This is a genomic window from Halomonas litopenaei (genome assembly GCF_003045775.1).
In the GTDB taxonomy this organism is placed as follows: domain Bacteria; phylum Pseudomonadota; class Gammaproteobacteria; order Pseudomonadales; family Halomonadaceae; genus Halomonas; species Halomonas litopenaei.
Map to the genome: position 1 here is coordinate 444,635 of NZ_PXNS01000005.1, position 20,584 is coordinate 465,218.

A 20,584-nucleotide genomic window follows, 5' to 3' on the forward strand; every position below is an offset into this window, starting at 1 on the left:
CGGTTCTTTCCTGTCGGTATATCTCGTATACAATGGGGATATATTGCATCCGAGGACAGTGTCGATGAATCAGCGCGTGAAGCCTTCGCCCCCCGCCTCACCGGCCCCCAGACAGGGCAAGAACGGTGACGGCGCCGAGCGTCACGAGGCCATTCATCGCTCGATCAGCGACGCCATCATCGAGCACCGGCTCAAGCCGGGCGCACGTTTGCGCGAGGATGCCCTGTCCGAGGTGTTCGGGGTCAGTCGTACCGGCATTCGCAAGATCCTTCAGCGCCTGGCGCTGGAGCAGCTCGTCACCCTGACGCCACGCCGTGGCGCCAGCGTGACGCGTCCTACCGCTGACGAAGCCAAGGACGTGTTCGACGCCCGCCAGATGGTCGAGTGCGGGCTGATGTCGGATATCGCCAGGCGCATCACCCAGGACGACATCGTCACCCTCAAGGACATGGCCCAGCGCGAGCGGGAAGCGCTGCGCAGTGGCGAGCAGAGCGTCGCGATTCGCCTGTCCGCCGACTTCCACACCTACCTGGCCCGGGTCTCCGGCAACCGCACCCTGGCGGATTTCGTCGAGCGCCTGTGTTCGCGCAGTTCGCTGATTCTGGCCGTCTATGGCAACGCCGGGCACCTGGGCTGCGAGTCACACGACCATCAGGATCTGATCCAGTACCTGGAAGACGGCAAGGGCGAGCGCGCCGCCGCCTTCATGGGCCGCCACCTCAAGGCCATCGAGGCCTCGTTGTCGATCGTCGAGGAAGAGGACGAGGCACCCAACCTGTTCGATATCTTTGCGCCCTGACGCTTACCGTGTCTGTAGAAATCCTGGCTCTGAAACGACAAGGCTCCCGGCGATCGCCGGGAGCCTCGTTGCTTGTTGCTAGTTGCTAGTTGCTGCTCGAGGAAGCTCGGCTGTCGGGCCTGGCCTCAGTGGGCCGTCACCGCCTGCTTGTGCTTGCGCATCAGCGCGTAGTAGATGGCGCCACCGAGTGCTGCCCCCATCATCCAGCCGAAGCCGGCCAGCCCCTGCAGGGCAGGCACCACCACCGTCGCCAGCGAAAAGATCGCGGCCAGCGCAAAGGCCGCCACGGCGTGCAGGTTCCAGCCGTTGGTGTAGGTGTAGGCGTCGCCTTCACGAGAGGAGAACAGCGCCTGGACGTCGAGTCGGCGGCCCTTGATCAGGTAGAAGTCGACCACGATGATGCCGTAGAACGGAGCGACGATGGCACCCACGGCGTTGACGAAGCCGGGCACGCCGATCTGGCTGATCACCGAGACCCACAACGCGCTGACGAAGAACGCCACGCAGGCGGTGATCAGGCCGCCGACCTTGAAGCTGATCACCCGAGGAAAGAGGTTGGCCAGGTCGTAGGCCGGGGGAATGAAGTTGGCCACCAGGTTGATGCCGACGGTGGCGGCGAAGAAGGTGACCGCCGCCAGCAGCGTCAACGGCAAGGCGTCGACCCGTTCGACGATATCGGTGGGGTTGGTCAGGGCCTCGCCGAACAGCACCAGGGTACCGGCGGTGATGATCAGCGCGATAAAGGAGAAGAAGGCGACGTTGAGGGGAAGCCCCAGCAGGTTGCCAAGCTTCATCTGACGTTCGGTTCTGACGAAGCGGGTAAAGTCGCCGAAGTTGATCACCACGGCGGCGAAGTAGGCCACCATGGTACCGACCACGGCAGCGAAGGCGCCGATGCCACCACCGCCTTCCCCGCTGGCCGAGAAGATGGTGCCCACCGCCGGCAGCAGCTCGCTGCCGGCCTGCCACCAGACCACCACCATCAGCGCCACCATGACCACGTAGACCAGCGGCCCCGCCCAGTTGAGGAAGTGCTTGATGCGCTCGATCCCCGACCAGAAGATCGCGATCTGAAACAGCCACACCAGCACGAAGGACAGCCAGGCGACCGGTGACAGACCGAGCATGCCGGCCCCGCCGTCGGTACCGATCAGGGCGGTGATCATCAGGGTGACGGCGGTGGAGGCGAAGTAGGTCTGCACGCCGTACCAGAAGATCCCGACCAGGGCGCGCAACAGCGCCGGCAGGTTGGAGCCGCGCACGCCCAGGCTCGCCCGCACCATGACCGGGAAGGGGATGCCGTAGCGCACGCTGGGGGCACCGGTCAGATTGACTAGAAACATCACGATCACCCCGGCCAGGATGATCGCCGCCATCACCGCCCAGCCGCTCAGGTTGTAGGACAAGAACAGCGAGGCGGCCAGGGTGTAGCCGAACAGGCTCTGGATGTCATTGGACCAGACGTTGAAGATCTCGAAGGCGCCCCAGTTTCGCCGAGCGTGGGGCAGCGGGGCCAGGTCCTCGTTGTACAGGCCCGGATCGACCCGGGAGGTATCGAGGCTTAGATCGTCATGGGACATAAAGGTGTCTCTTTCTTGTTTCTGTTGTTGTTTCAGCCGTCGTGACTATTGATGCAAAGGACGCGCTCAGTCGCGGCCCAGGGCCGCGACCGCCGCCCTGGCCGCCGCACTGACGGCTATCACCAAGGGCACTTCGGTGCTGTCCTGAAGGCGAATGGCGGCATCTGACAAGGGCCCCCCGCCCATGATCACGGCTTCGGCGCCGTCTTCGCCGACCGAGGCCTCGATGGCGTCAGCCAGGGCGGTATCGAGTGCCTGCGGCGAGTCGAGCAAAGCAACCGGATCGCCGGGGGTGACGCGGGTGCCTCTGTACTGATCCTGATAGCCCAGAGCCTCGGCCTTGGCGGCAAAGGACTCGATCAGTGCCGGGTCAGGGGTGATGGTGGCGATACCGAAGGGGCGGCCATCGCGCGCTGCCTCGTGGAAGACCTCTTCGCCGATGCCGAATACAGGAATGTCGACGGCTTCGCGCAGTTGATCAAGTCCGGGATCGCTGAAGGCCGAAACGATAATGGCGCCGGTGGATGGGTCCTCGGCGGCCTGGCGGCCCAGTTCGACTACGCCTTGGCTCGCCGCGACCATATCCTCGGGGGTGGTCAAGAGGCGAGGCGCCGAGGTATTGCTGACCCCGACAACCCGCGCCTTTCCCTGGGCTTCCCGCTCGGCCAGCGCTGCCATGGCTTGGGTGGCGGTATCGCTGGAGTTGGGGTTGATGAGCACGATGGTGCTCAGGGGGGCCGATGCTGGTTTTTCGGCGCTGGCCATCGGCGCAACGGCCATCATCAGGGCGAGCCCGGGAATGGCGACAGCCTGGAGCAGGGAAGGAAGAGAGAGTGTCATCTTGTTGTCCTCGGAATTCGACGAGTGCGAGGCGCCCGACCACCTGGGGTCGGGGCCTCGCCTTGTTCACTGAGTAAAGCGCTGGCAGCCCTTCCAGTAGCGCATCAGCAGCAGGTAGGTGAGGCCCGCAGGGATCAGGCTTGCGTACCAGGACACTGTGGGCATGCTGAAGGCGGCGACGACGCCCACCGCGGTGGCGATGAAGGCGGCCAGATTGACGCCTCGGTAAGGGCCGTTCTCGTCGTACAGCTTGTCCAGATCCAGGGTACGGCGGCGAATCAGGTAGTAGTCCACCACCAGCACCGCGAAGATCGGGCCGAGGAAGGAGGAGTAGGTCTGCACGAACACCTGCAGGCCGGCGGCGGACTCGTCCTTGACCAGCTCCCAGGGAAAGGTCGCGAAGGCCAGCAGGCCGACGACCACCGTTGCCTTGCGGAAGCTCATCTTGAAGGTGTCCATCAGCACATAGGTGGGCGGCACCACGTTATTGAGCACGTTGGTGGTGACCTGGGCGAAGGCGATGAACAGCAGGGTCGTCATCAGCAGCGGCGTGTTGTCGACGGCGTTGGCGAAGACCTTGATCGGGTCGGCCACGCCGGTGGCCTCGGACACCATGTAGCCGATCAACCCCATGAACAGCGTGCACGGCAGGATCGACATGGCGTAGATGGTGGTCAACAGACCCGGCCCGGTGCCCTTGACGTGCTCGCGGGAGTAGTCGCTGACATTGAGCATCATGGTCGAGTAGATGCCCAGAAACAGCATGGTGGCACCCCAGAAAGGCAGCCCCCAGGAGCCTTCCATGGTCAACAGGTTGGCCGAGAGGGCATCGCCGTAGCGGACCACGGTGCTATAGAACATGTAGACCAGCGAGGCCAGGATGAAGGCGCTACCCACGTTCTCCAGCCACTTGATGCCCTGGAAGCCGAGCACCGACAGGCCGATCTGCAGAAACTGAAAGCCGATGAAGAACACGATCAGGTTGTCGTAGCCGAACAGGGTGGCCGACACCAGGTTCAGGGCGCCCGCTCCGATCCAGCTCTGAAAGCCGTACCAGACGATGGCCGGCACCGCCCTGACCAGTCCTGGCAGACGAGTGCCCTGGAAACCGAAGGCGCTGCGCGCCTGGACCATGAAAGGAATGCCGTACTTGTAGCCCGCGGCGCCATTGATGGCCAGGGCGATGCCGATGACGAAACAGCCGATGGCGATGGCCACCGTGGCCTGGATCAGGTTGAGGGTGCCGACCACGCTGGAGCCCATGGTGAAGGTGCCGATCGAGACGCAGCCACCGAACCAGGCCAGCAGGTAGGAGGTGCGCCCCATGATACGGGTCTTCTGGGGGGCCAGCGATTCGTCGCCGACGCTCTTGGTGGTGGCCTCGGCGACGCCCTGGGGCTCGCCTGGCCGGGAAGTGGAAGTGGTCATCTTGGACCTCGCTCGTTGTGGATTGTTATGGGTCAAGCCTTGTCATGCGGTGAGGGGGCAGAGGGAAGGGGTCAGCGGCCGGTGGTCTCCAGATCCAGATGGGACAGATGCTGGAAGGTGCCGCTGAAGGCCTTGGGTCGGGGAAAGGCGAGGTCACCGGTCTTGCAGGTGCCAAGGCCCAGCCCTACCAGTGCCTCGCTCAGCTTCACCGCCGCCGTCACCCCTTCCACCACCGGCAGGCCCACCTCGCGGCTGATGGTCTCGGTCAGGTCGGCCATGCCGCCGCAGCCCAGCACGATGGCGCCGATGCCGTCCTCGTCCCTGGCACGACGGCTCTCCTCGATGATCTTGTCGAGTGCGCAGTCGCTATCGTCTTCAAGGTCTAGCACCGGGATCTCGGCGGCACGCACCCGGCGACACTGGTGACGGAAACCGTACTGGTCGAGCAGGTGCTCGGCGATGATCACGGTGCGTCCCAGGGTGGTCACCACCGAGAAGCGCGTGCTGATCAGGCTGGCCATATGGAAGGCCGCTTCGGCGATGCCGATCACCGGTGCACGGGTGGCTTCTCGCGCCGCCAACAGGCCCGGGTCGCCGAAGCAGGCCACCACGTAGGCATCGACCTGGGCTTCCCTGTCCATGCGCAGGACCTCCTCGACCACGCCCACGGCGCTGATCGCCTCGTCGAAATGGCCCTCGATGGAAACCGGGCCACTGACCGGCTGGGAGGCGGTGATGCGCGTGCCTGGCGCGGCGATGGCACTGCCGGCGAGGCGAATCGTCTCGGTCATGCCGGCGGTGGTGTTGGGGTTGATCAGGTGGAGATGCATGCCTGTCTTCCTTCATGGACGAGGAATTAATATCTTTGTACACAAAATAGATCGATATCGGATACGCATCAAGGGCTGAATTGGTCGAGCGCGGTTGGTGGGGAAACGCCTTAAAAAACAGTGCATTGAGTATTTTTGTGGTGCGAGGGTCACGATCATGAGGAGTGTGAACTGTAAGTGAATACTGGGTTATCGATATAGTCAGTACAATATAATGGTTATTGTTGTATACAGTTTTCGTGTATGGACTTCATGCGGCCTGTCGTCATGAACGGTATGGGCAGTGAGGGGAGGGCGTGGTCGTTGCCTCGCGGCGAGTTCTGCGGCGAGTTCTGCGGCGAAGTACGATGTGCCTTTTTCCCCTGGTAGGGGATCGATGAAGGTGTTGCCAAGAAAGTGAGTACAGTCTATTTTTAGTTTGTATACATAATGGCGTGCGGTGACGTCACGCACGGCGCGCGAAGGCAGGCGCAAGGGAGGAGCGAAGGCAGGCGCAAACGCTGCGCCCGGAGGGTAGCGTTCAGCTGAAGTGTCTCGTTGAAACGATCGGCTGAAGCGCGCTATTCAGGGAGCCCCAGGCGTCGTTGCTCATGTGTCTGGCTAGGCTCTGTCCGAAAAGTCGACGAGCGAAGGTTAGACAAGGCAAAAATTGGTGAGAAAGCGCAGTTTACAGGGTGTAAATGAGCATTTTGATCCGATTTTTAACGCCGTATTGCCGAGCGCAGGCACTTTTCAGACAAGCCTTAAAAGCGCCTGGTCCCGTGTGCCTGCCACCACGACCCGGGCCCCAGGTTCCAGAAACTGTGTTTCAGGTGCCCATTCAACCGCAGGCGTCCGGGGGCCGCAGGCACGCCACCTTGCTCTGTCGCCTATGTACTTGCACGCTCGCACGGCAGTGGTGGCCCCGGCCATCGCCCGACTTTCAGGAGAAGCTACCCATGACAACAACATCCTATCCGCGTGATCTGATCGGCTATGGTCGCACGCCTCCCCATGCCAACTGGCCGGGCAAGGCCAGGATCGCCGTGCAGTTCGTGCTCAACTACGAAGAGGGCGGCGAGAACTGTGTGCTCCATGGTGACGCGGGCTCCGAGCAGTTTCTGTCCGAGATCATCGGTGCCGACAGCTATCCCGATCGCCATCTGAGCATGGAATCGATCTACGAGTACGGCTCCCGTGCCGGGGTCTGGCGAGTGCTGCGGGAATTCGAACGGCGGGGGCTGCCGTTGACGGTATTCGGAGTCGCCATGGCGCTGGAACGCCACCCTGAACTGGCCCACGCCTTCAAGGAGCTGGGGCACGAGATCGCCTGTCATGGCTATCGCTGGATTCACTACCAGCAGGTCTCGGAGAAGGTCGAGCGGGAGCACATGCGCAAGGCCATCGAGATCTTCGAGCGGCTCTACGGCGAGCGTCCTCAGGGTTGGTACACCGGCCGCGACAGCCCCAACACGCGGCGGCTGATACTCGACGAAGGCGGTTTCCTCTACGACAGCGACTACTACGGCGACGACCTGCCGTTCTGGACCTGCGAGGCCGACAGCCAGGGCCAGCACCATCCGCATCTGGTGGTGCCCTATACCCTGGACAGCAATGACATGCGCTTCGCCGCGCCCCAGGGCTTCAACACCGCCGATCACTTCTTCACCTATCTGCGTGATGCCTTCGATGTGCTCTACGCCGAGGGTGAGGACTCTCCCAAGATGCTGTCGGTGGGCCTGCACTGCCGCTTGATTGGCCGTCCGGGACGTTTTCGCGCCTTGCAGCGCTTTCTCGACCATATCGAGGCCCACGATCGGGTCTGGGTCACCCGGCGGATCGATATTGCACGCCACTGGGCGGAGCAGTTTCCCGCGCCGACGCCGGCGCCGATCGGCTAGAAGGAAAGACGCCGGTCAAGATGACCGGCGTCAGTTTCGGTGAGAGGCTCGGTCAGCCAACCCATTGGATGGCCTGAGCCAGCAGCAGGAAAGCGAGGGAAATCACGACCCAAACGCAAAACAGGGGCAAGAAAAACCTGACCCACTTTTGCCATGGGACACCCGCCAAGGCCAGGGTAGCCATAAAATAGCCTGACGTGGGGTAAAGGATATTGCCGATTCCGTCCCCCAGTTGATAGGCGAGAACAGCCGTCTGACGAGTAACGCCGACAATGTCCGCCAGCGGTGCCATGATCGGCATGGTAACCAGTGCCTGGCCGCTGCCTGATGGAACCACAAAGTTGAAGGCCAATTGGGAGAAGTACATGCCGGCGGCAGAAAGCAGTGAGGGAAGCTCGCCCACAAGATTACCGAGTCCGAAGACCAGGGTATCCATGATCTGTCCATCTTCGAGCACCACGGCGACGCCGCGAGCGATACCGGCGATCATGGCTCCGACCAGCACATCACGAAACCCCTGGTTGAAGCCTTCGCAGATATCTTCGGTAGAGAGACCGGCGATCATGCCGACGACGACACCCATAATGATGAAGAGTCCCGCCATTTCCATCATGAACCAGCCGAGGGAAAGAACGCCGTAGACCAGCAATGCCATGAAGGCAAAAGTGGCAAGAGCCGCCAGGCGTTGGCGGTGAGACGCCTTGAGTTCACCGTCATCCGAGGCATGCTGATAGGCGAGGCGTTTGTCCGCCTCAGCGGGGTCTTCTGCCATCAGGCTAAGGGCGGGGTCGTCAGCCACGCGACGTGCATAGCGCATGACAAAGAAGATGGCGGCACCAAGAATGATTACGAAGATCAGCGCGCGCAGCAAAAAACCTGAATACAGAGGCAGACCGGAGAGCTGCTGTGCGAGGCCGGTGTTAATGGGGTTGAGGACCCCGGTGGTAAAGCCTGCTGTGGTCGCACAGAGCGCGACGGCTGCTGCTGTCATCGAGTCGAAGCGCAGGGCGATCATGAGGGGAAGGATCACCGGCACGTAGACGAGAGATAGCTCTTGTGTGCCGATGATGGTAGCGACGAGTGCAAAGACGGTCATCAACACGGGAATCATCATCAAACGACGGTTGGTGAAGCGTCGACTCAGTTTGTCTACACCGATTTCGATGATGCCGGTACGGCGCAGGACCATAAACATGCCGCCGATCATGAAGGTAAAGAACACGACCTGCCCGGCGCTCATCAATCCATTGGGGATGGCGAGCATGAAGTCGGTGAAGCCAACGGGGCTAGGGTCAACGAATCGAAAGGACTCTGCATCGATGGTGATTCGCCCATTCGGACCTGGAATACGTTCGTACTCACCGGCCGGGACGAAGTGGGTTGCCAGTGCAGCCAACCCGATGAAAATGAAAAGGATGACGTAAATGTGTGGCATGCGAAATGGACTGCTACGTGTCACTGGGCTGGAATCGGGGGTTGTCTGTGACATGTGGTTCTCATCGTTTGTTGATGTATTTGTAGGAAATGGCGAGCGCTTTTTGTCATGACTCATGGCGCAAGAATTGCGCCAGCATGACAGTCAATATTATTATGAAATTTAATTCCACAAGAAAATCTGGTGCAGTGTTTTCGGGGCCTGATCACGGGGTTTTAACGGATTGCATCGCATCAGCCACAACTGAAGAGACGTGTATGCTCGAATTGACCGCACATCCCCTGACGGCGGAGGCCTTCGCCCCCTTTGGCGAGGTCATCGACGCGCGCAGCTCCGCCTCCTTTCCGATCAACGCTGGCCGCACCCAGCGCCACCATGATCTGGTGCCGATCGAGACCCTGGGCGACAACGCGCGGCCGATGATCAGCCTGTTCGTCAGCCAGCCCATCGAGTTGCCGCTGACGCTGTCCTTTCTGGAGCGCCATCCTCTCGGCAGCCAGGCCTTCATGCCGCTGCATGAGGAACGCTTCATCATCGTGGTGGCTCCGGCCGGCGATAGCATCGACCCTGCCGAGGTCCGTGCCTTCGTCACCGACGGCCGCCAGGGCGTCAACTACCGCGCCGGTACCTGGCACGCCATCCAGTCCGTGCTGGAGCGTGAAGGCGAGTTTCTCGTCGTCGATCGCGGTGGTGACGGCAACAATTGCGACGAATACCCCCTCGAGATTCGCGTCACCCTGGGTGAGTGACGAGCCCCGTCGACCGGGCGAAAGACACGGCTGAGCGATACAGCTGCATGGCATACGGGCCAACAACAAGGATTTTTCAATGAGCGCTTCCCAACCGACACGACACTACTATGCGCCCCGCGGTGGGCATCCGGACCAGAAGGTGATGACCACCGACAGGGCGATGTTCACCGAAGCCTTCGCGGTGATCCCCAAGGGCGTCTATCGGGACATCGTCACCAGCAAGCTGCCCCATTGGCACAACACCCGGCTGTGGGTGCTGTCACGGCCGCTGTCGGGGTTCGCCGAAACCTTCTCCCAGTACATCATGGAAGTCGGCCCGGAGGGCGGCAGTGAACGTCCGGAGCCCAACCCTCAGGCGGAAGGCGTGCTGTTTGTCGTCGAGGGGGAGCTGGAGCTGACCCTGGCGGGCCAGGTGCACGTGATGGTGCCCGGCGGCTACGCCTTTATCCCCCCTGGCAGCGACTGGCAAGTGCACAATCGCAGCAAGGAAGCCGTGCGTTTCCACTGGATACGCAAGGCCTACGAACGCGTCGACGGTATCGATCTGCCCGAGCCCATCGTCACCAACGAGAACGATATCGCGCCGACGGTGATGCCGGATTGCAACGAGGTGTGGGCGACCACCCGCTTTGTCGATCCCGACGACATGCGTCACGACATGCATGTGACGGTGGTGACCTTCCAGCCCGGCGGAGTGATTCCCTTCGACGAGACCCATGTCATGGAGCACGGCCTCTACGTGCTCGAGGGCAAGGCGGTGTACCACCTCAACCAGCAATGGGTCGAGGTCGAAGCGGGTGACTACATGTGGCTGCGCGCCTTCTGCCCGCAGGCATGCTACGCCGGTGGTCCCGGTCCGTTCCGCTATCTGCTGTACAAGGACGTCAATCGGCACATGAAGCTGCCGACGCTGGACTGACCGACCAGGGCCTCGACCCGGAAAGCGAGCTCGATCGAGGCCCCCGACCCCTCACGCCCTTTACTAGGAACCTGCTGCGTGCTGCTCCTGACGCAGCAGGGTTTCCAGCGCGGGGGCCTCCATCGGGCGGTAGAGCAGGAAGCCCTGCATCAGGGTGACGCCGATTCGCTCGAGGCGAGCCTCCTTGGCGTCCTTGTCCACGCCCTCACAGATGACCTGCAGGCTCAAGTGCCGGCACAACTGGTACACCGATTCGACGACACTGGCCTGGCGGGGCAGGTGGATATTGTCAATCAGCGTCTTGTCCAGCTTGATGAAGTCCACGCCAAGCTGGCTCAGGTAGTTGAAGGAGGAGTATCCGCTGCCGAAGTCATCCAGTGCGAACTGGACGTCCATGGATTGAAACAGCTTGATATCGGAAAGCGTTCGGGGAAGGTCCTCGAGCAGGGCCTGTTCGGTGATCTCGATGCCCAGCGAGTTGACCGGGCAATCGTTGAGCGCATTGAAGAAGCATCGCCGGACGTTGCCGCTGGAAAAGAACAGCGGCGTCACGTTGATGAACAGACGCTTGGACAACCCCGCCTCATTCCACTGCCGCACATGGTGAGCGGCAGTCCTTATCACCCAGCATTCGATGCCTTCCATGACGCCGGGGTGGTGGCGCAGCACGTCCAGAAACTGTGGGGGATGCAGCAGGCCCTGGGCATCGCGATAGCGCAGCAGGGCCTCGATGTGCTTGATGCGGTGAGTGCTGACGTCGACGATGGGCTGGAAGACCAGTTCGAGCTGGCCTTCGTTCAGCCATTTCAGGGTTCGGTCTGCCTGCTTGATACGACTCCAGCGGCTGACGTTCTCTTCCATCAGCACAATATCCAGGGCGTCATCGCCAAACGCCGAGTCGTTTGCATTGCGCGAGGGAAAGACCGGGTATTCGTCCTTGCTGGAGCGCTCGCGGTGAACATAGCGGCGCCACGCCACGCTGTATATCAGCACCCCGCAGCCGATACAGGTCAGTTGCAGCAGCATCGATGGCAGGTAGACGCCGTCGAAAGCCAGGTAGCTCGAGATCAGATAAGGCACCGCCCAGTGGACGCTGTTGGGTGGCGGCGCTACCCAGCCCATGGACATGGCGGCGTAGGCCAGGCTGGCATTGATCGTCGGCACCGAGATAAAGGCCCAGGCCATGCGCAGGTTGAACACTAGCGGTATGCCAAAGACCAGGGTCTCGCTGATGTTGAACAAGGTCAGCGGGGCGGAGATGCGCGCCAGCGACTTGTACTCCCGGCGTGAACTCACCACCAGCATCACCAGCATCAGGCACAACACCGAGCCCGCCCCGCCCGGGGTGGCGTAGAGGGTGAAGAACTCCGGCGAAGGCAGCCCCAGCACGTCACTCTTGTTCTGCAGGTATTCGAACACCCCCAGCATGGTGGCGTAGCCGTGGATGGCGAACAGCGACAGCACCTGCAGAAACATCACGAACAGGATGACCTCCAGGTGATAGGGAATACGGTCGACCAGCAGCGCATAGATGTCCTGGGCGTAGCGATCGGCGAGGGCGACGAAGGCAAAGCGCAGCACGATGGCCAGCATGACTGCCATGACGCCAGGCAGCACGTAGCGCAGGTTGAAGGTGATCATCTGGCTCATGACCACTCGCTGGGGATGGCTCCGGGTACTTTCCCGAGCGAACAGTTTGAAGGTGGTGTGGGTCAGCAGGATGGCGGGGTAGATGGCGATGGTCGACCCCAGACTGCGGGTCTGCTGTCCCACTTCGGAGTAGAGCTGGTCCCAGCCGCACAGGATCCAGAACACCGGCAGTGACACCAGCATGACGGCCGGTGCACGGATGCGGTTGTGGCTGTTCAGTGACCAGCTCAACGACAGCAGGATCACTTCGGGAAACAGCTCTCCGAGATAGCGGGCCAGGTGGCTGACATAGACGGCGATGCCGGTGTCGATGCCAGCGAAGTGAAACAGATTGGCGGCCACGGTCACCGCCGCCATCACGATGACGTAGGGCAGGATCGACAGATAGGCGTTGCGAATGGCCAGCAGGGTGCGATGCGCCGACAGGCTGGACAAGCGCTCATCGATATCGCGAAAGTTGGCCATCGTGTCGATCACCGTGGCAGTCGATCTCGAGCGCCCGGTGACGCTTGCGCGCAGGAGAGCGGGGCAGGGGCAAGAGCAAGAGCAAGAGCAAGAGCAAGAGCAAGAGCAAGAGCAAGAGCAAGAGCAAGAGCGTCATTGGCTGGCGCACCATGAAACGCAGGGCAAGGTTGCCTTCCCGTCTGGTCATCAGAGGCGATTGGGGCGGGTGCCCGCCAATCCGGCGGCCTGTCCCTTATGTGCTTTGAACCGCACAGTTTATCGAGTATAGCCCGTTGCTGTTCGGGTGAGTGTTCCTGTTCCACTCACTCTTCTTGACGTTTCCTCTGGTTCATCCGCACGGCGCCGTGCTTTCGAACCTTTCCTTGTCCGCGCGACCGCCAGTTGTCGCGCGATTCGCTCTGATGGGTGACGCCCGTTACGGCACATCTCGCCGATCACTCGTTGTATCAGGGACTTGCCTACGCAAGTTGGCTGACGCCAACGGGCTAATGGAAAAAATTTCCAAAATTGTTTGCGGGCCGCTTGTCTGGCTGCTAGAAATAATGGAAAGAGATTCCAAAAAAACAGTTTCGTATGATGTTGCGCTGCAAAAATGTATACAATAATAGACGATTCAGGAGATGCATCATGACTCGCATGACTGCTGCCGACGCCGCTGTTCACGTACTCATCAAGGAAGGTATCGAGGTGGCCTTCGGCGTGCCCGGGGCCGCGATCAACCCCTTCTATTCGTCGATGCGACGCGTCGGCGGGATCGACCATGTGCTGGCGCGCCATGTCGAGGGCGCCTCCCACATGGCTGAAGGCTATACCCGCACGAAGGCCGGCAATATCGGGGTCTGCATCGGCACCTCCGGGCCTGCCGGAACCGACATGATCACCGGGCTCTACTCCGCCAGCGCCGACTCCATACCGATCCTCTGCATCACCGGCCAGGCTCCGGTCAGCAAGCTGCACAAGGAAGACTTCCAGGCGGTGGATATCCAGGCCATCGCCGGGCCCGTGACCAAGTGGGCGATCACCGTGCGGGAGGCGGCCCAGGTGCCGCACGCCTTCCAGCAGGCCTTCCAGATCATGCGTTCCTCGCGTCCGGGGCCGGTGCTGATCGATCTGCCCATCGACGTCCAGTTGACCGAGATCGAGTTCGATGTAGACGCCTATGAGCCCCTGGCGGCCTACAAGCCGCGGGCCAGCCGTGCCCAGTGCGAAAAGGCCCTGGGTATGCTCAACGAGGCCGAGCGCCCCTTGCTGGTGGCGGGAGGAGGCATCATCAACGCCGACGCCGCCGGCGAGCTTCAGACCCTGGCCGAGCTGCTCGGAGTGCCGGTGATTCCGACCCTGATGGGCTGGGGCGCGGTGCCGGACGATCACCCGCTGATGGCGGGCATGGTGGGGCTGCAGACCTCCCACCGCTACGGCAACGCGACCCTGCTCGAGTCGGACTTCGTGATGGGGATCGGCAACCGCTGGGCCAACCGTCACACCGGCAATCTCGAGACCTACACCGAAGGCCGCACCTTCGTGCACGTCGATATCGAGCCGACCCAGATCGGGCGCATCTTCGGCCCCGACTACGGCATCGTTTCCGACGCCAAGGCGGCGCTCGAGATGATGGTCGAGGTGGCCCGCGAGTGGCGTGAACAGGGGCGGCTCAAGGATCGCAGCGGCTGGGCCGAGTCCTGCCAGGAGCGCAAGCGCACCATGCTGCGCAAGACCCACTTCGACGATGTGCCGGTGAAGCCCCAGCGGGTCTACGAGGAGATGAACAAGGTCTTCGGTCGCAACGCCCGCTACATCAGCACCATTGGCCTGTCACAGATCGCCAGTGCCCAGTTCCTGCACGTCTATCGACCGCGCCACTGGATCAACTGCGGTCAGGCTGGCCCCCTGGGCTGGACCATTCCTGCCGCCCTCGGTGTCTGCCGGGCGGATCCCGAGGCCGAGGTAGTGGCGCTGTCGGGGGACTATGACTTCCAGTTCATGATCGAGGAGCTGGCGGTTGGGGCGCAGTTCAAGCTGCCCTACGTCCACGTGCTGGTGAACAACGCCTATCTCGGCCTGATTCGCCAGGCCCAGCGCGGCTTCGACATGGACTACTGCGTGCAGCTCGCCTTCGAGAACATCAACTGCGAGGAGATCGACGGCTACGGCGTCGACCATGTGTCGGTGGTCGAGGGACTGGGCTGCAAGGCGCTCAGGGTCAGTCGGCCCGATGACATTGCGCCGGCGCTGGAGCAGGCCCGCGAGTTGGCCCGTCAGCACCGCGTGCCGGTAGTGGTCGAGGTCATCCTCGAGCGGGTCACCAATATCGCCATGGGCACCGACCTGACCGGTATCAACGAGTTCGAGGCGCTGGCCGAGAACCTCGAGGACGCACCGAGTTCCATCGCTGCCTTGACCTGATTCAGCTCGAACTGAGAGCGACGGCCGCCGTGGTCTGGCGGTCGTCGATCGACGAAGTGTCTTACGCGCAACAGGAGATTTTCATGGCCAAGTTTGCCGCCAACCTGAGCATGCTGTTCACCGAAGTGGACTTTCTCGATCGCTTCGAGGCCGCCGCCAAGGCCGGCTTCCAGGGTGTCGAGTACCTCTTTCCCTATGACCATCCCGCCGAGGAGATCAAGGCGCGGCTCGACGCCCATGGCCTGACCCAGGTGCTGCACAACCTGCCGGCCGGCGACTGGGCCGCCGGAGAACGCGGTATCGCCTGCCACCCGGATCGCGTCGAAGAGTTTCGTGCCGGCGTCGACACCGCGATTGAGTACGCCACCACCCTGGGCTGCGGTCAGGTCAACTGTCTGGCCGGCATCGTGCCCCAGGGCGTCAGTCAGGACGAGGCTCACCGTACGCTGGTCGACAACCTGCGCTACGCCGCCAAACGCCTGGCCGACGCCGGTATCGTGCTGTTGGCCGAGCCGATCAATACCCGTGACATCCCGGGCTTCTTTCTCCATCGCACCGAACAGGCGCTGGCGCTGTTCGATGAGGTGGGCAGCGACAATCTGAAGCTGCAGTACGACATCTATCACATGCAGATCATGGAAGGGGATCTGGCGCCGACGATGGAGCGTCATCTCGCACGCATCGCCCACGTGCAGCTGGCGGACAACCCCGGACGTCACGAGCCGGGCAGTGGCGAGATCCACTATCCCTTCCTGTTCGCCCACCTCGACCGGATCGGCTATCAGGGCTGGATCGGCTGCGAGTACAAGCCGGCCACGACCACCCAGGAAGGCCTGGGCTGGTTCGACCAGGCCAGGGCGTGATCCCGATATTCGTAACCCCCTGAAATATCAGGCAAGGAGAATCACAATGAGCAAGATCGGTTTTATCGGATTGGGCATCATGGGGCGTCCCATGGCGGGACATCTGCTGGATGCCGGGCATGAGCTGGTCAGCGTCAAGCGCGGCAAGCTCGACGCGACCCTGGCGGAAAAGGGGCTCAGTGAGGTCGCAAGCCCCAGGGCCGTGGCCGAGGCCAGCGAGGTGATCATCACCATGGTCCCCGACACCCCGGATGTCGAAGACGTGCTGTTCGGCGAAGACGGCGTGATCGAAGGGCTCAAGCCCGGCACTCTGGTGATCGACATGAGCTCGATCGCGCCCCTGGCGACCCAGGAATTTGCCCGTCGTATTCACGAGGCCGGAGGCGAGTACGTCGACGCGCCGGTATCCGGCGGCGAGGGGGGCGCCATCAATGCCGCCCTGACGATCATGGTGGGCGCCACCGAGGAAGGCTTCAAGCGTGCCTTGCCGCTGTTGGAGGTGATGGGCAAGACCATCACGCATATCGGCGGTCACGGGGCCGGGCAGACCTGCAAGGTGGCCAACCAGATCGTGGTGGCGTTGACCATCGAGGCGGTGTCCGAGGGATTGCTGTTCGCCTCCAAGGCAGGTGCCGACGTGGCCAAGGTGCGTGAGTCGCTGCTGGGTGGTCTGGCCCAGTCGAAGATCCTCGACGTGCACGGCGAGCGGATGATCCAGAGGACCTTCGATCCTGGCTTCCGTATTCGCCTGCATCAGAAGGATCTCAATCTGGCACTGGAAGGAGCACGAGGGCTCAATCTGGCGCTGCCGGGTACCGCCAACGCTCAGCAACTGTTTCAGTCCTGTGCCGCCCTGGGTGGCAGCGACTGGGATCACGCCGGTATCGTGCGTGCCCTCGAGGCCCTGGCCGATCACGAAATCGGGCAGTAGACGGGTTCGAGCCCTCGGGCCGGCAAGGTCCGGGGGCCGGGCAGGGAGATGACTGCTCCCTGAACGGCGGGTGTGAGGTCGTCACTCGTCGGGATCGCGCAGGCGATCCTTGCTCGCCGATGGGCCCCCCCCATTTTTCCCATCGGTGAGCTCTTTTTGCTGACAGGCGACGCTTGATGCCAGGCGATGCTGACCTGAGCCCTCTCTGCCTTTCGTCCTGGGCATCTCTGTCGTATCGACGGAAAGAGGGATTGCGATAGCCTCTTGAGCAAGGCAGCCTTGAACAGGTATCACTGCTGGCGAGCCCCGCTATCACGAAAGTTTTGTAGTTTAATTACAGGCCGCGATCAAATTTTCCTGCGCTGGAATTGGCGTGCTCGAATTCCGTGATGATCCTTGTCTATCATCAGGTTGCGCCTAACCTTGGCGCATTGTATAGGTGGCGGCACCAGCATCTTGGCCTTTAGTGGTGGTCGCTACAGCGATCATTTTGTAGTAAAATTACAGGATTCGGATCTGGATGCCATCGAAGTGGCTTCCACCTATCCTGCTTGCGTCATTTTCGAACCAGTCGAGGACAGCATGAGCCAACTCCCGCATACCCCCGTACGTCGTACCAAGATCGTTGCCACCCTCGGGCCCGCCAGTGATCGTGAAGGGGTCCTGGAGGAGATGCTGCGTGCCGGCGTCGACGTGGTTCGCCTCAATTTTTCCCATGGCAGCGCCGACGACCATCGCCGCCGCCTGAACGAGGTCCGGACCATCGCCGATCGACTCGGTCGCAGTGTGGCCGCGCTGGGGGATCTTCAGGGACCCAAGATCCGCATCGCCCGCTTCGCCGAGGGGGCGGTCAATCTGGAAGAAGGCGCTGACTTCGTCATCGATGTGTCGATGGATTCCCAGGCCGGCGACGCCACTCGGGTCGGCTGCGACTACAAGGAACTGGCCGACGACGTGGCCGGTGGCGACCGTCTGTTGCTGGACGACGGCCGCGTGGTGCTGGACGTGGACCGCGTCGACGGCAGCCAGATCCATACCCGTGTGGTGGTCGGCGGCAAGCTGTCCAACAACAAGGGCATCAACAAGCAGGGCGGTGGCCTGTCGGCGCCGGCACTGACCGACAAGGACAAGGAAGACCTCAAGACCGCCATCGATATCGGCGTCGACTATCTGGCCGTGTCCTTTCCGCGTACCGCCGAGGACATGCTGGAGGCGCGTCGCCTGCTGGGCGAGGCCGGTGCCGAGATCGGCCTGGTCGCCAAGCTCGAGCGCGCCGAGGCGGTGGCCTCCGATGAGACCCTGGATGGCATCATCGAGGCCAGTGAGGCGGTGATGGTGGCGCGTGGTGACCTGGGCGTCGAGATCGGTGACGAGAAGCTGATCGGTACCCAGAAGCGCATCATCAAGCATGCCCGCAGCCACAACCGCGCGGTGATCACCGCTACCCAGATGATGGAGTCGATGATCGAGTCGCCGCTGCCCACCCGGGCCGAGGTGTTCGATGTGGCCAACGCGGTGCTGGACGCCACCGACGCGGTGATGCTGTCGGCCGAGACCGCCGCCGGCGACTACCCGGTGGAGACCATCGAAGCGATGGATCGCGTCTGTCTGGGCGCCGAGCGCGAGCGCATCGCCCAGGAGTCCGGGCACCGCATCCACGAAGGCTTCGAGCGCATCGACGAGACCATCGCGCTGTCGGCGATGTACGCCGCCAATCACCTGGAGGGAGTGGCCGCCATCGCCTGCATGACCTCCACCGGTTACACCCCGCTGATCGCCTCGCGCATCCGCTCGGGCCTGCCGATCGTAGGGCTGGCCCACAACCCCATCGCCCAGCGTCGCATGGCGCTGTATCGCGGGGTCATCTCGCTGCCCTTCGACACCAGCGAAATGTCCGCCTCCGAGCTCAACGACCGCGCCCTGGAGCGTCTGGTCAACCACGGCGTGGCCGTGCCGGGGGACCACGTCATCCTGACCCGCGGCGACCACATGAACGCCCACGGCGGCACCAATACCCTGAAGATCCTGGACGTCAACGACGGTCACGTCGCTGGCTGAACCTTCACTCAGCCCGATGCACAGGTTCCGCGCCCGATCCATTGGATCGGGCGCGGTCGTTGTGGGGTGCCACCACTGGTGTATACATATGATGCGCCGAATGTGGTGCAATGGCAGAAAACGTGAGAAGGTCAAGCTTTCCAAGATGATGGGTAGGCAGCAATGAGCAACGCCTGGCAGCAAGAGGTGCTGGCCGAGATCAAGGCCGGGGGACGCATCAGCGATGGGGATATCGTACGCCAGGTTCGCCGAGCCGTGTTGGCCCAGCGGCTGCCACCGGGCACCCGACTGCCCGAGGTGACGCTGGGCGAGGTGTTCGGCGTGAGTCGTTCGGTGGTGCGCAAGGCGCTGACCCGTCTGGCCTCCGAGTACGTGGTCGACCAGCGCCCCAATCAGGTGGCGCGGGTGCGCTCACCGGACGTCGACGAAACCCGCCAGACCTTTGCCGCCCGGCGTCTGGTGGAAGGTGAGCTGGCGGCGCTGACCGCCGGCACGCTGCCATCGACGGTACTGCTGCAGATCGAGGATCGTGCCGACCGTGAGCGTCAGGCCTTTCTCGCCAATGATGAGCCTTCGCGCATCGAACATTCCCTGGCGATCCACCACCTGCTGGCGGAGCATTCTCCCAACCGGGTGCTGGGCACCATGCTCACTGACCTGATCCTGCGCACTTCGATCGTCATCGCGCTGTACAAGCGTCAGGGGCTCGGTAGCTGCTATCTCGAGGGCGATCACCACCGTCTGCTCGAGCACCTGCGCAGTGGCGACGCCGCAGCCAGTCGCAACGACATCGAGCATCACCTCGACAGCCTGATGGGCCTTCTCGACCTGGGACCACGGGACAGCCGTATCGACCTCAAGTCGATCCTGGGCGGCGAGGGTTGAGGCGAGACTCCTTTCTTCCTGATTGCCGCCGCGAGCCGTGTTGATCATGCGTTTTCCCCTGTCGATCCTTCTCCTTGGCCTGTCTCTCGGACTTGCACCGATGTCCGCCGTGGCCGACCGGGTTCACGTCGCGGCGGCGTCTTCGCTGCAGTTCGCGATGCCCTCCCTGATCGAGCGCTTCAAGACGAGCGACAGCGGTGTCAGCAAGGATGGCGACATCGACCTCAGCGTCACCTTCGGCGCCTCGGGCAATCTTCAGCGCCAGATCGAACAGGGGGCGCCCTTCGCGTTGTTTCTGTCGGCGGACGAGCGCCGCGCCCGGGACCTCGAGCAGGCCGGGCTGACCCAGGGCGAGGGCGTCGACTATGCCCAGGGCCGGCTGGTCTGGCTGCAGCGTGACGACCGACCGCTGCCGCCGCAGGGCGCACCGCTTGAGGCGCTGCGCGAGGCGGTCGCAGGGCTTGAGCAGGGCGGCCCTGCGCGGCGTATCGCCCTGGCCAACCCGCGCCACGCCCCTTATGGCATGGCCGCCCACGAGGTACTCGAACGCCAAGGCCTGTGGCAGGCAAGTGAACCCCTGCAACTGTTGGGTGAAAACGTCGCCCAGGCCGCCCAGTTCGCGCTGTCCGCCGAGGCCTCCGGTGGCCTGGTCGCCTATTCCCTGGTCAAGGCGCCACTCCTGGCCGAGCGCGCTGCCTGGCGGCTGATCCCCGCAGACTGGCATCGACCCCTGGTACAGCGCATGGTGCTGCTCGAAGGGGCGGGCGCCGGCGCCGAGGCCTTCTTTGACTTCTTGCAGACGCCCGAGGCGCAGGAGATCCTGCGGGATTATGGCTTTACTGCGCCCGTGACCGGCGAGTAGCCGC

Annotated in this window: 16 protein-coding genes; 10 read left to right on the forward strand and 6 right to left on the reverse strand. The window is 62.7% G+C overall.

What is annotated here, in order from left to right:
* Positions 1-64: 64 nt before the first annotated feature.
* On the forward strand, positions 65-799 hold the full coding sequence (locus C6W88_RS10775) for a GntR family transcriptional regulator (RefSeq protein WP_083970245.1): 735 nt from the start codon (positions 65-67) through the stop codon (positions 797-799).
* A gap of 125 nt (positions 800-924) precedes the next feature.
* Here the strand turns inward: C6W88_RS10775 and C6W88_RS10780 are convergent, their stop codons facing one another.
* The 4 genes from C6W88_RS10780 to C6W88_RS10795 all read right to left on the reverse strand — a co-directional run bounded on the left by C6W88_RS10780 (position 925) and on the right by C6W88_RS10795 (position 5,477).
* Entirely contained in the window at positions 925-2,379 is a 1,455-nt protein-coding gene (locus tag C6W88_RS10780) for an NCS1 family nucleobase:cation symporter-1 (protein ID WP_108132432.1), read from the reverse strand.
* Positions 2,380-2,445: 66 nt separating this feature from the next.
* Positions 2,446-3,219: an aspartate/glutamate racemase family protein gene (locus C6W88_RS10785; protein ID WP_197037103.1), complete on the reverse strand. Its 774-nt coding sequence runs from the start codon at positions 3,217-3,219 to the stop codon at positions 2,446-2,448.
* Positions 3,220-3,285: 66 nt separating this feature from the next.
* Complete coding sequence (locus tag C6W88_RS10790) at positions 3,286-4,647, reverse strand: NCS1 family transporter (protein WP_108132433.1); 1,362 nt, start codon at positions 4,645-4,647, stop codon at positions 3,286-3,288.
* 71 nt (positions 4,648-4,718) lie between these two features.
* Complete coding sequence (locus C6W88_RS10795) at positions 4,719-5,477, reverse strand: aspartate/glutamate racemase family protein (protein ID WP_108132434.1); 759 nt, start codon at positions 5,475-5,477, stop codon at positions 4,719-4,721.
* Positions 5,478-6,415: 938 nt separating this feature from the next.
* Here C6W88_RS10795 and puuE point away from each other — a divergent pair.
* Positions 6,416-7,357 carry an allantoinase PuuE gene (puuE, locus tag C6W88_RS10805; RefSeq protein WP_045995184.1) on the forward strand — a complete coding sequence of 314 codons (942 nt, stop codon included), beginning with the start codon at positions 6,416-6,418 and terminating at the stop codon, positions 7,355-7,357.
* A 52-nt stretch (positions 7,358-7,409) separates the two neighbouring features.
* On the opposite strand, the gene C6W88_RS10810 is transcribed toward puuE, so the two are convergent.
* Positions 7,410-8,846, reverse strand: coding sequence for a YfcC family protein (locus C6W88_RS10810; protein WP_108132436.1), 1,437 nt, complete (start codon positions 8,844-8,846; stop codon positions 7,410-7,412).
* A 203-nt stretch (positions 8,847-9,049) separates the two neighbouring features.
* Here C6W88_RS10810 and C6W88_RS10815 point away from each other — a divergent pair, with 203 nt between their 5' ends.
* Both C6W88_RS10815 and C6W88_RS10820 read left to right on the forward strand, forming a co-directional pair.
* Positions 9,050-9,541: an ureidoglycolate lyase gene (locus tag C6W88_RS10815; protein ID WP_108132437.1), complete on the forward strand. Its 492-nt coding sequence runs from the start codon at positions 9,050-9,052 to the stop codon at positions 9,539-9,541.
* A 79-nt stretch (positions 9,542-9,620) separates the two neighbouring features.
* The gene (locus tag C6W88_RS10820; protein WP_045995186.1) at positions 9,621-10,463 is read left to right on the forward strand and encodes a bifunctional allantoicase/(S)-ureidoglycine aminohydrolase; all 843 of its coding nucleotides are present in this window, start codon (positions 9,621-9,623) and stop codon (positions 10,461-10,463) included.
* Between the two features lie 63 nt (positions 10,464-10,526).
* Here C6W88_RS10820 and C6W88_RS10825 read toward each other — a convergent pair whose 3' ends face one another.
* The gene (locus C6W88_RS10825; protein ID WP_108195011.1) at positions 10,527-12,578 is read right to left on the reverse strand and encodes an EAL domain-containing protein; all 2,052 of its coding nucleotides are present in this window, start codon (positions 12,576-12,578) and stop codon (positions 10,527-10,529) included.
* Between the two features lie 627 nt (positions 12,579-13,205).
* On the opposite strand from C6W88_RS10825, the gene gcl reads away from it, so the two are divergent.
* From gcl to modA, 6 genes are all read left to right on the forward strand, one after another.
* Entirely contained in the window at positions 13,206-14,981 is a 1,776-nt protein-coding gene (gene gcl, locus C6W88_RS10835; protein ID WP_108132440.1) for a glyoxylate carboligase, read from the forward strand.
* An 83-nt stretch (positions 14,982-15,064) separates the two neighbouring features.
* On the forward strand, positions 15,065-15,844 hold the full coding sequence (gene hyi / locus C6W88_RS10840; protein ID WP_108132441.1) for a hydroxypyruvate isomerase: 780 nt from the start codon (positions 15,065-15,067) through the stop codon (positions 15,842-15,844).
* Positions 15,845-15,863: 19 nt separating this feature from the next.
* Complete coding sequence (locus C6W88_RS10845; protein ID WP_331281210.1) at positions 15,864-16,775, forward strand: 2-hydroxy-3-oxopropionate reductase; 912 nt, start codon at positions 15,864-15,866, stop codon at positions 16,773-16,775.
* Between the two features lie 582 nt (positions 16,776-17,357).
* On the forward strand, positions 17,358-18,833 hold the full coding sequence (gene pyk / locus C6W88_RS10850; RefSeq protein WP_045994096.1) for a pyruvate kinase: 1,476 nt from the start codon (positions 17,358-17,360) through the stop codon (positions 18,831-18,833).
* A 162-nt stretch (positions 18,834-18,995) separates the two neighbouring features.
* Positions 18,996-19,718, forward strand: a complete 723-nt coding sequence (locus tag C6W88_RS10855; RefSeq protein ID WP_045994095.1) for a GntR family transcriptional regulator — start codon at positions 18,996-18,998, stop codon at positions 19,716-19,718.
* 46 nt (positions 19,719-19,764) lie between these two features.
* A complete protein-coding gene (gene modA, locus C6W88_RS10860) occupies positions 19,765-20,580 on the forward strand; it encodes a molybdate ABC transporter substrate-binding protein (protein WP_108132556.1) in 816 nt (271 codons plus the stop codon).
* Positions 20,581-20,584 lie beyond the last annotated feature (4 nt).

What these genes read in the sequence shown, in the direction of transcription:
- C6W88_RS10775 (WP_083970245.1), top strand. Translation starts at nt 65, where the DNA reads ATGAATCAGCGCGTGAAGCCTTCGCCCCCCGCCTCACCGGCCCCCAGA.
- C6W88_RS10780 (WP_108132432.1), bottom strand. Translation starts at nt 2,379, where the DNA reads ATGTCCCATGACGATCTAAGCCTCGATACCTCCCGGGTCGATCCGGGC.
- C6W88_RS10785 (WP_197037103.1), bottom strand. Translation starts at nt 3,219, where the DNA reads ATGACACTCTCTCTTCCTTCCCTGCTCCAGGCTGTCGCCATTCCCGGG.
- C6W88_RS10790 (WP_108132433.1), bottom strand. Translation starts at nt 4,647, where the DNA reads ATGACCACTTCCACTTCCCGGCCAGGCGAGCCCCAGGGCGTCGCCGAG.
- C6W88_RS10795 (WP_108132434.1), bottom strand. Translation starts at nt 5,477, where the DNA reads ATGCATCTCCACCTGATCAACCCCAACACCACCGCCGGCATGACCGAG.
- puuE (WP_045995184.1), top strand. Translation starts at nt 6,416, where the DNA reads ATGACAACAACATCCTATCCGCGTGATCTGATCGGCTATGGTCGCACG.
- C6W88_RS10810 (WP_108132436.1), bottom strand. Translation starts at nt 8,846, where the DNA reads ATGTCACAGACAACCCCCGATTCCAGCCCAGTGACACGTAGCAGTCCA.
- C6W88_RS10815 (WP_108132437.1), top strand. Translation starts at nt 9,050, where the DNA reads ATGCTCGAATTGACCGCACATCCCCTGACGGCGGAGGCCTTCGCCCCC.
- C6W88_RS10820 (WP_045995186.1), top strand. Translation starts at nt 9,621, where the DNA reads ATGAGCGCTTCCCAACCGACACGACACTACTATGCGCCCCGCGGTGGG.
- C6W88_RS10825 (WP_108195011.1), bottom strand. Translation starts at nt 12,578, where the DNA reads ATGGCCAACTTTCGCGATATCGATGAGCGCTTGTCCAGCCTGTCGGCG.
- gcl (WP_108132440.1), top strand. Translation starts at nt 13,206, where the DNA reads ATGACTCGCATGACTGCTGCCGACGCCGCTGTTCACGTACTCATCAAG.
- hyi (WP_108132441.1), top strand. Translation starts at nt 15,065, where the DNA reads ATGGCCAAGTTTGCCGCCAACCTGAGCATGCTGTTCACCGAAGTGGAC.
- pyk (WP_045994096.1), top strand. Translation starts at nt 17,358, where the DNA reads ATGAGCCAACTCCCGCATACCCCCGTACGTCGTACCAAGATCGTTGCC.
- C6W88_RS10855 (WP_045994095.1), top strand. Translation starts at nt 18,996, where the DNA reads ATGAGCAACGCCTGGCAGCAAGAGGTGCTGGCCGAGATCAAGGCCGGG.
- modA (WP_108132556.1), top strand. Translation starts at nt 19,765, where the DNA reads ATGCGTTTTCCCCTGTCGATCCTTCTCCTTGGCCTGTCTCTCGGACTT.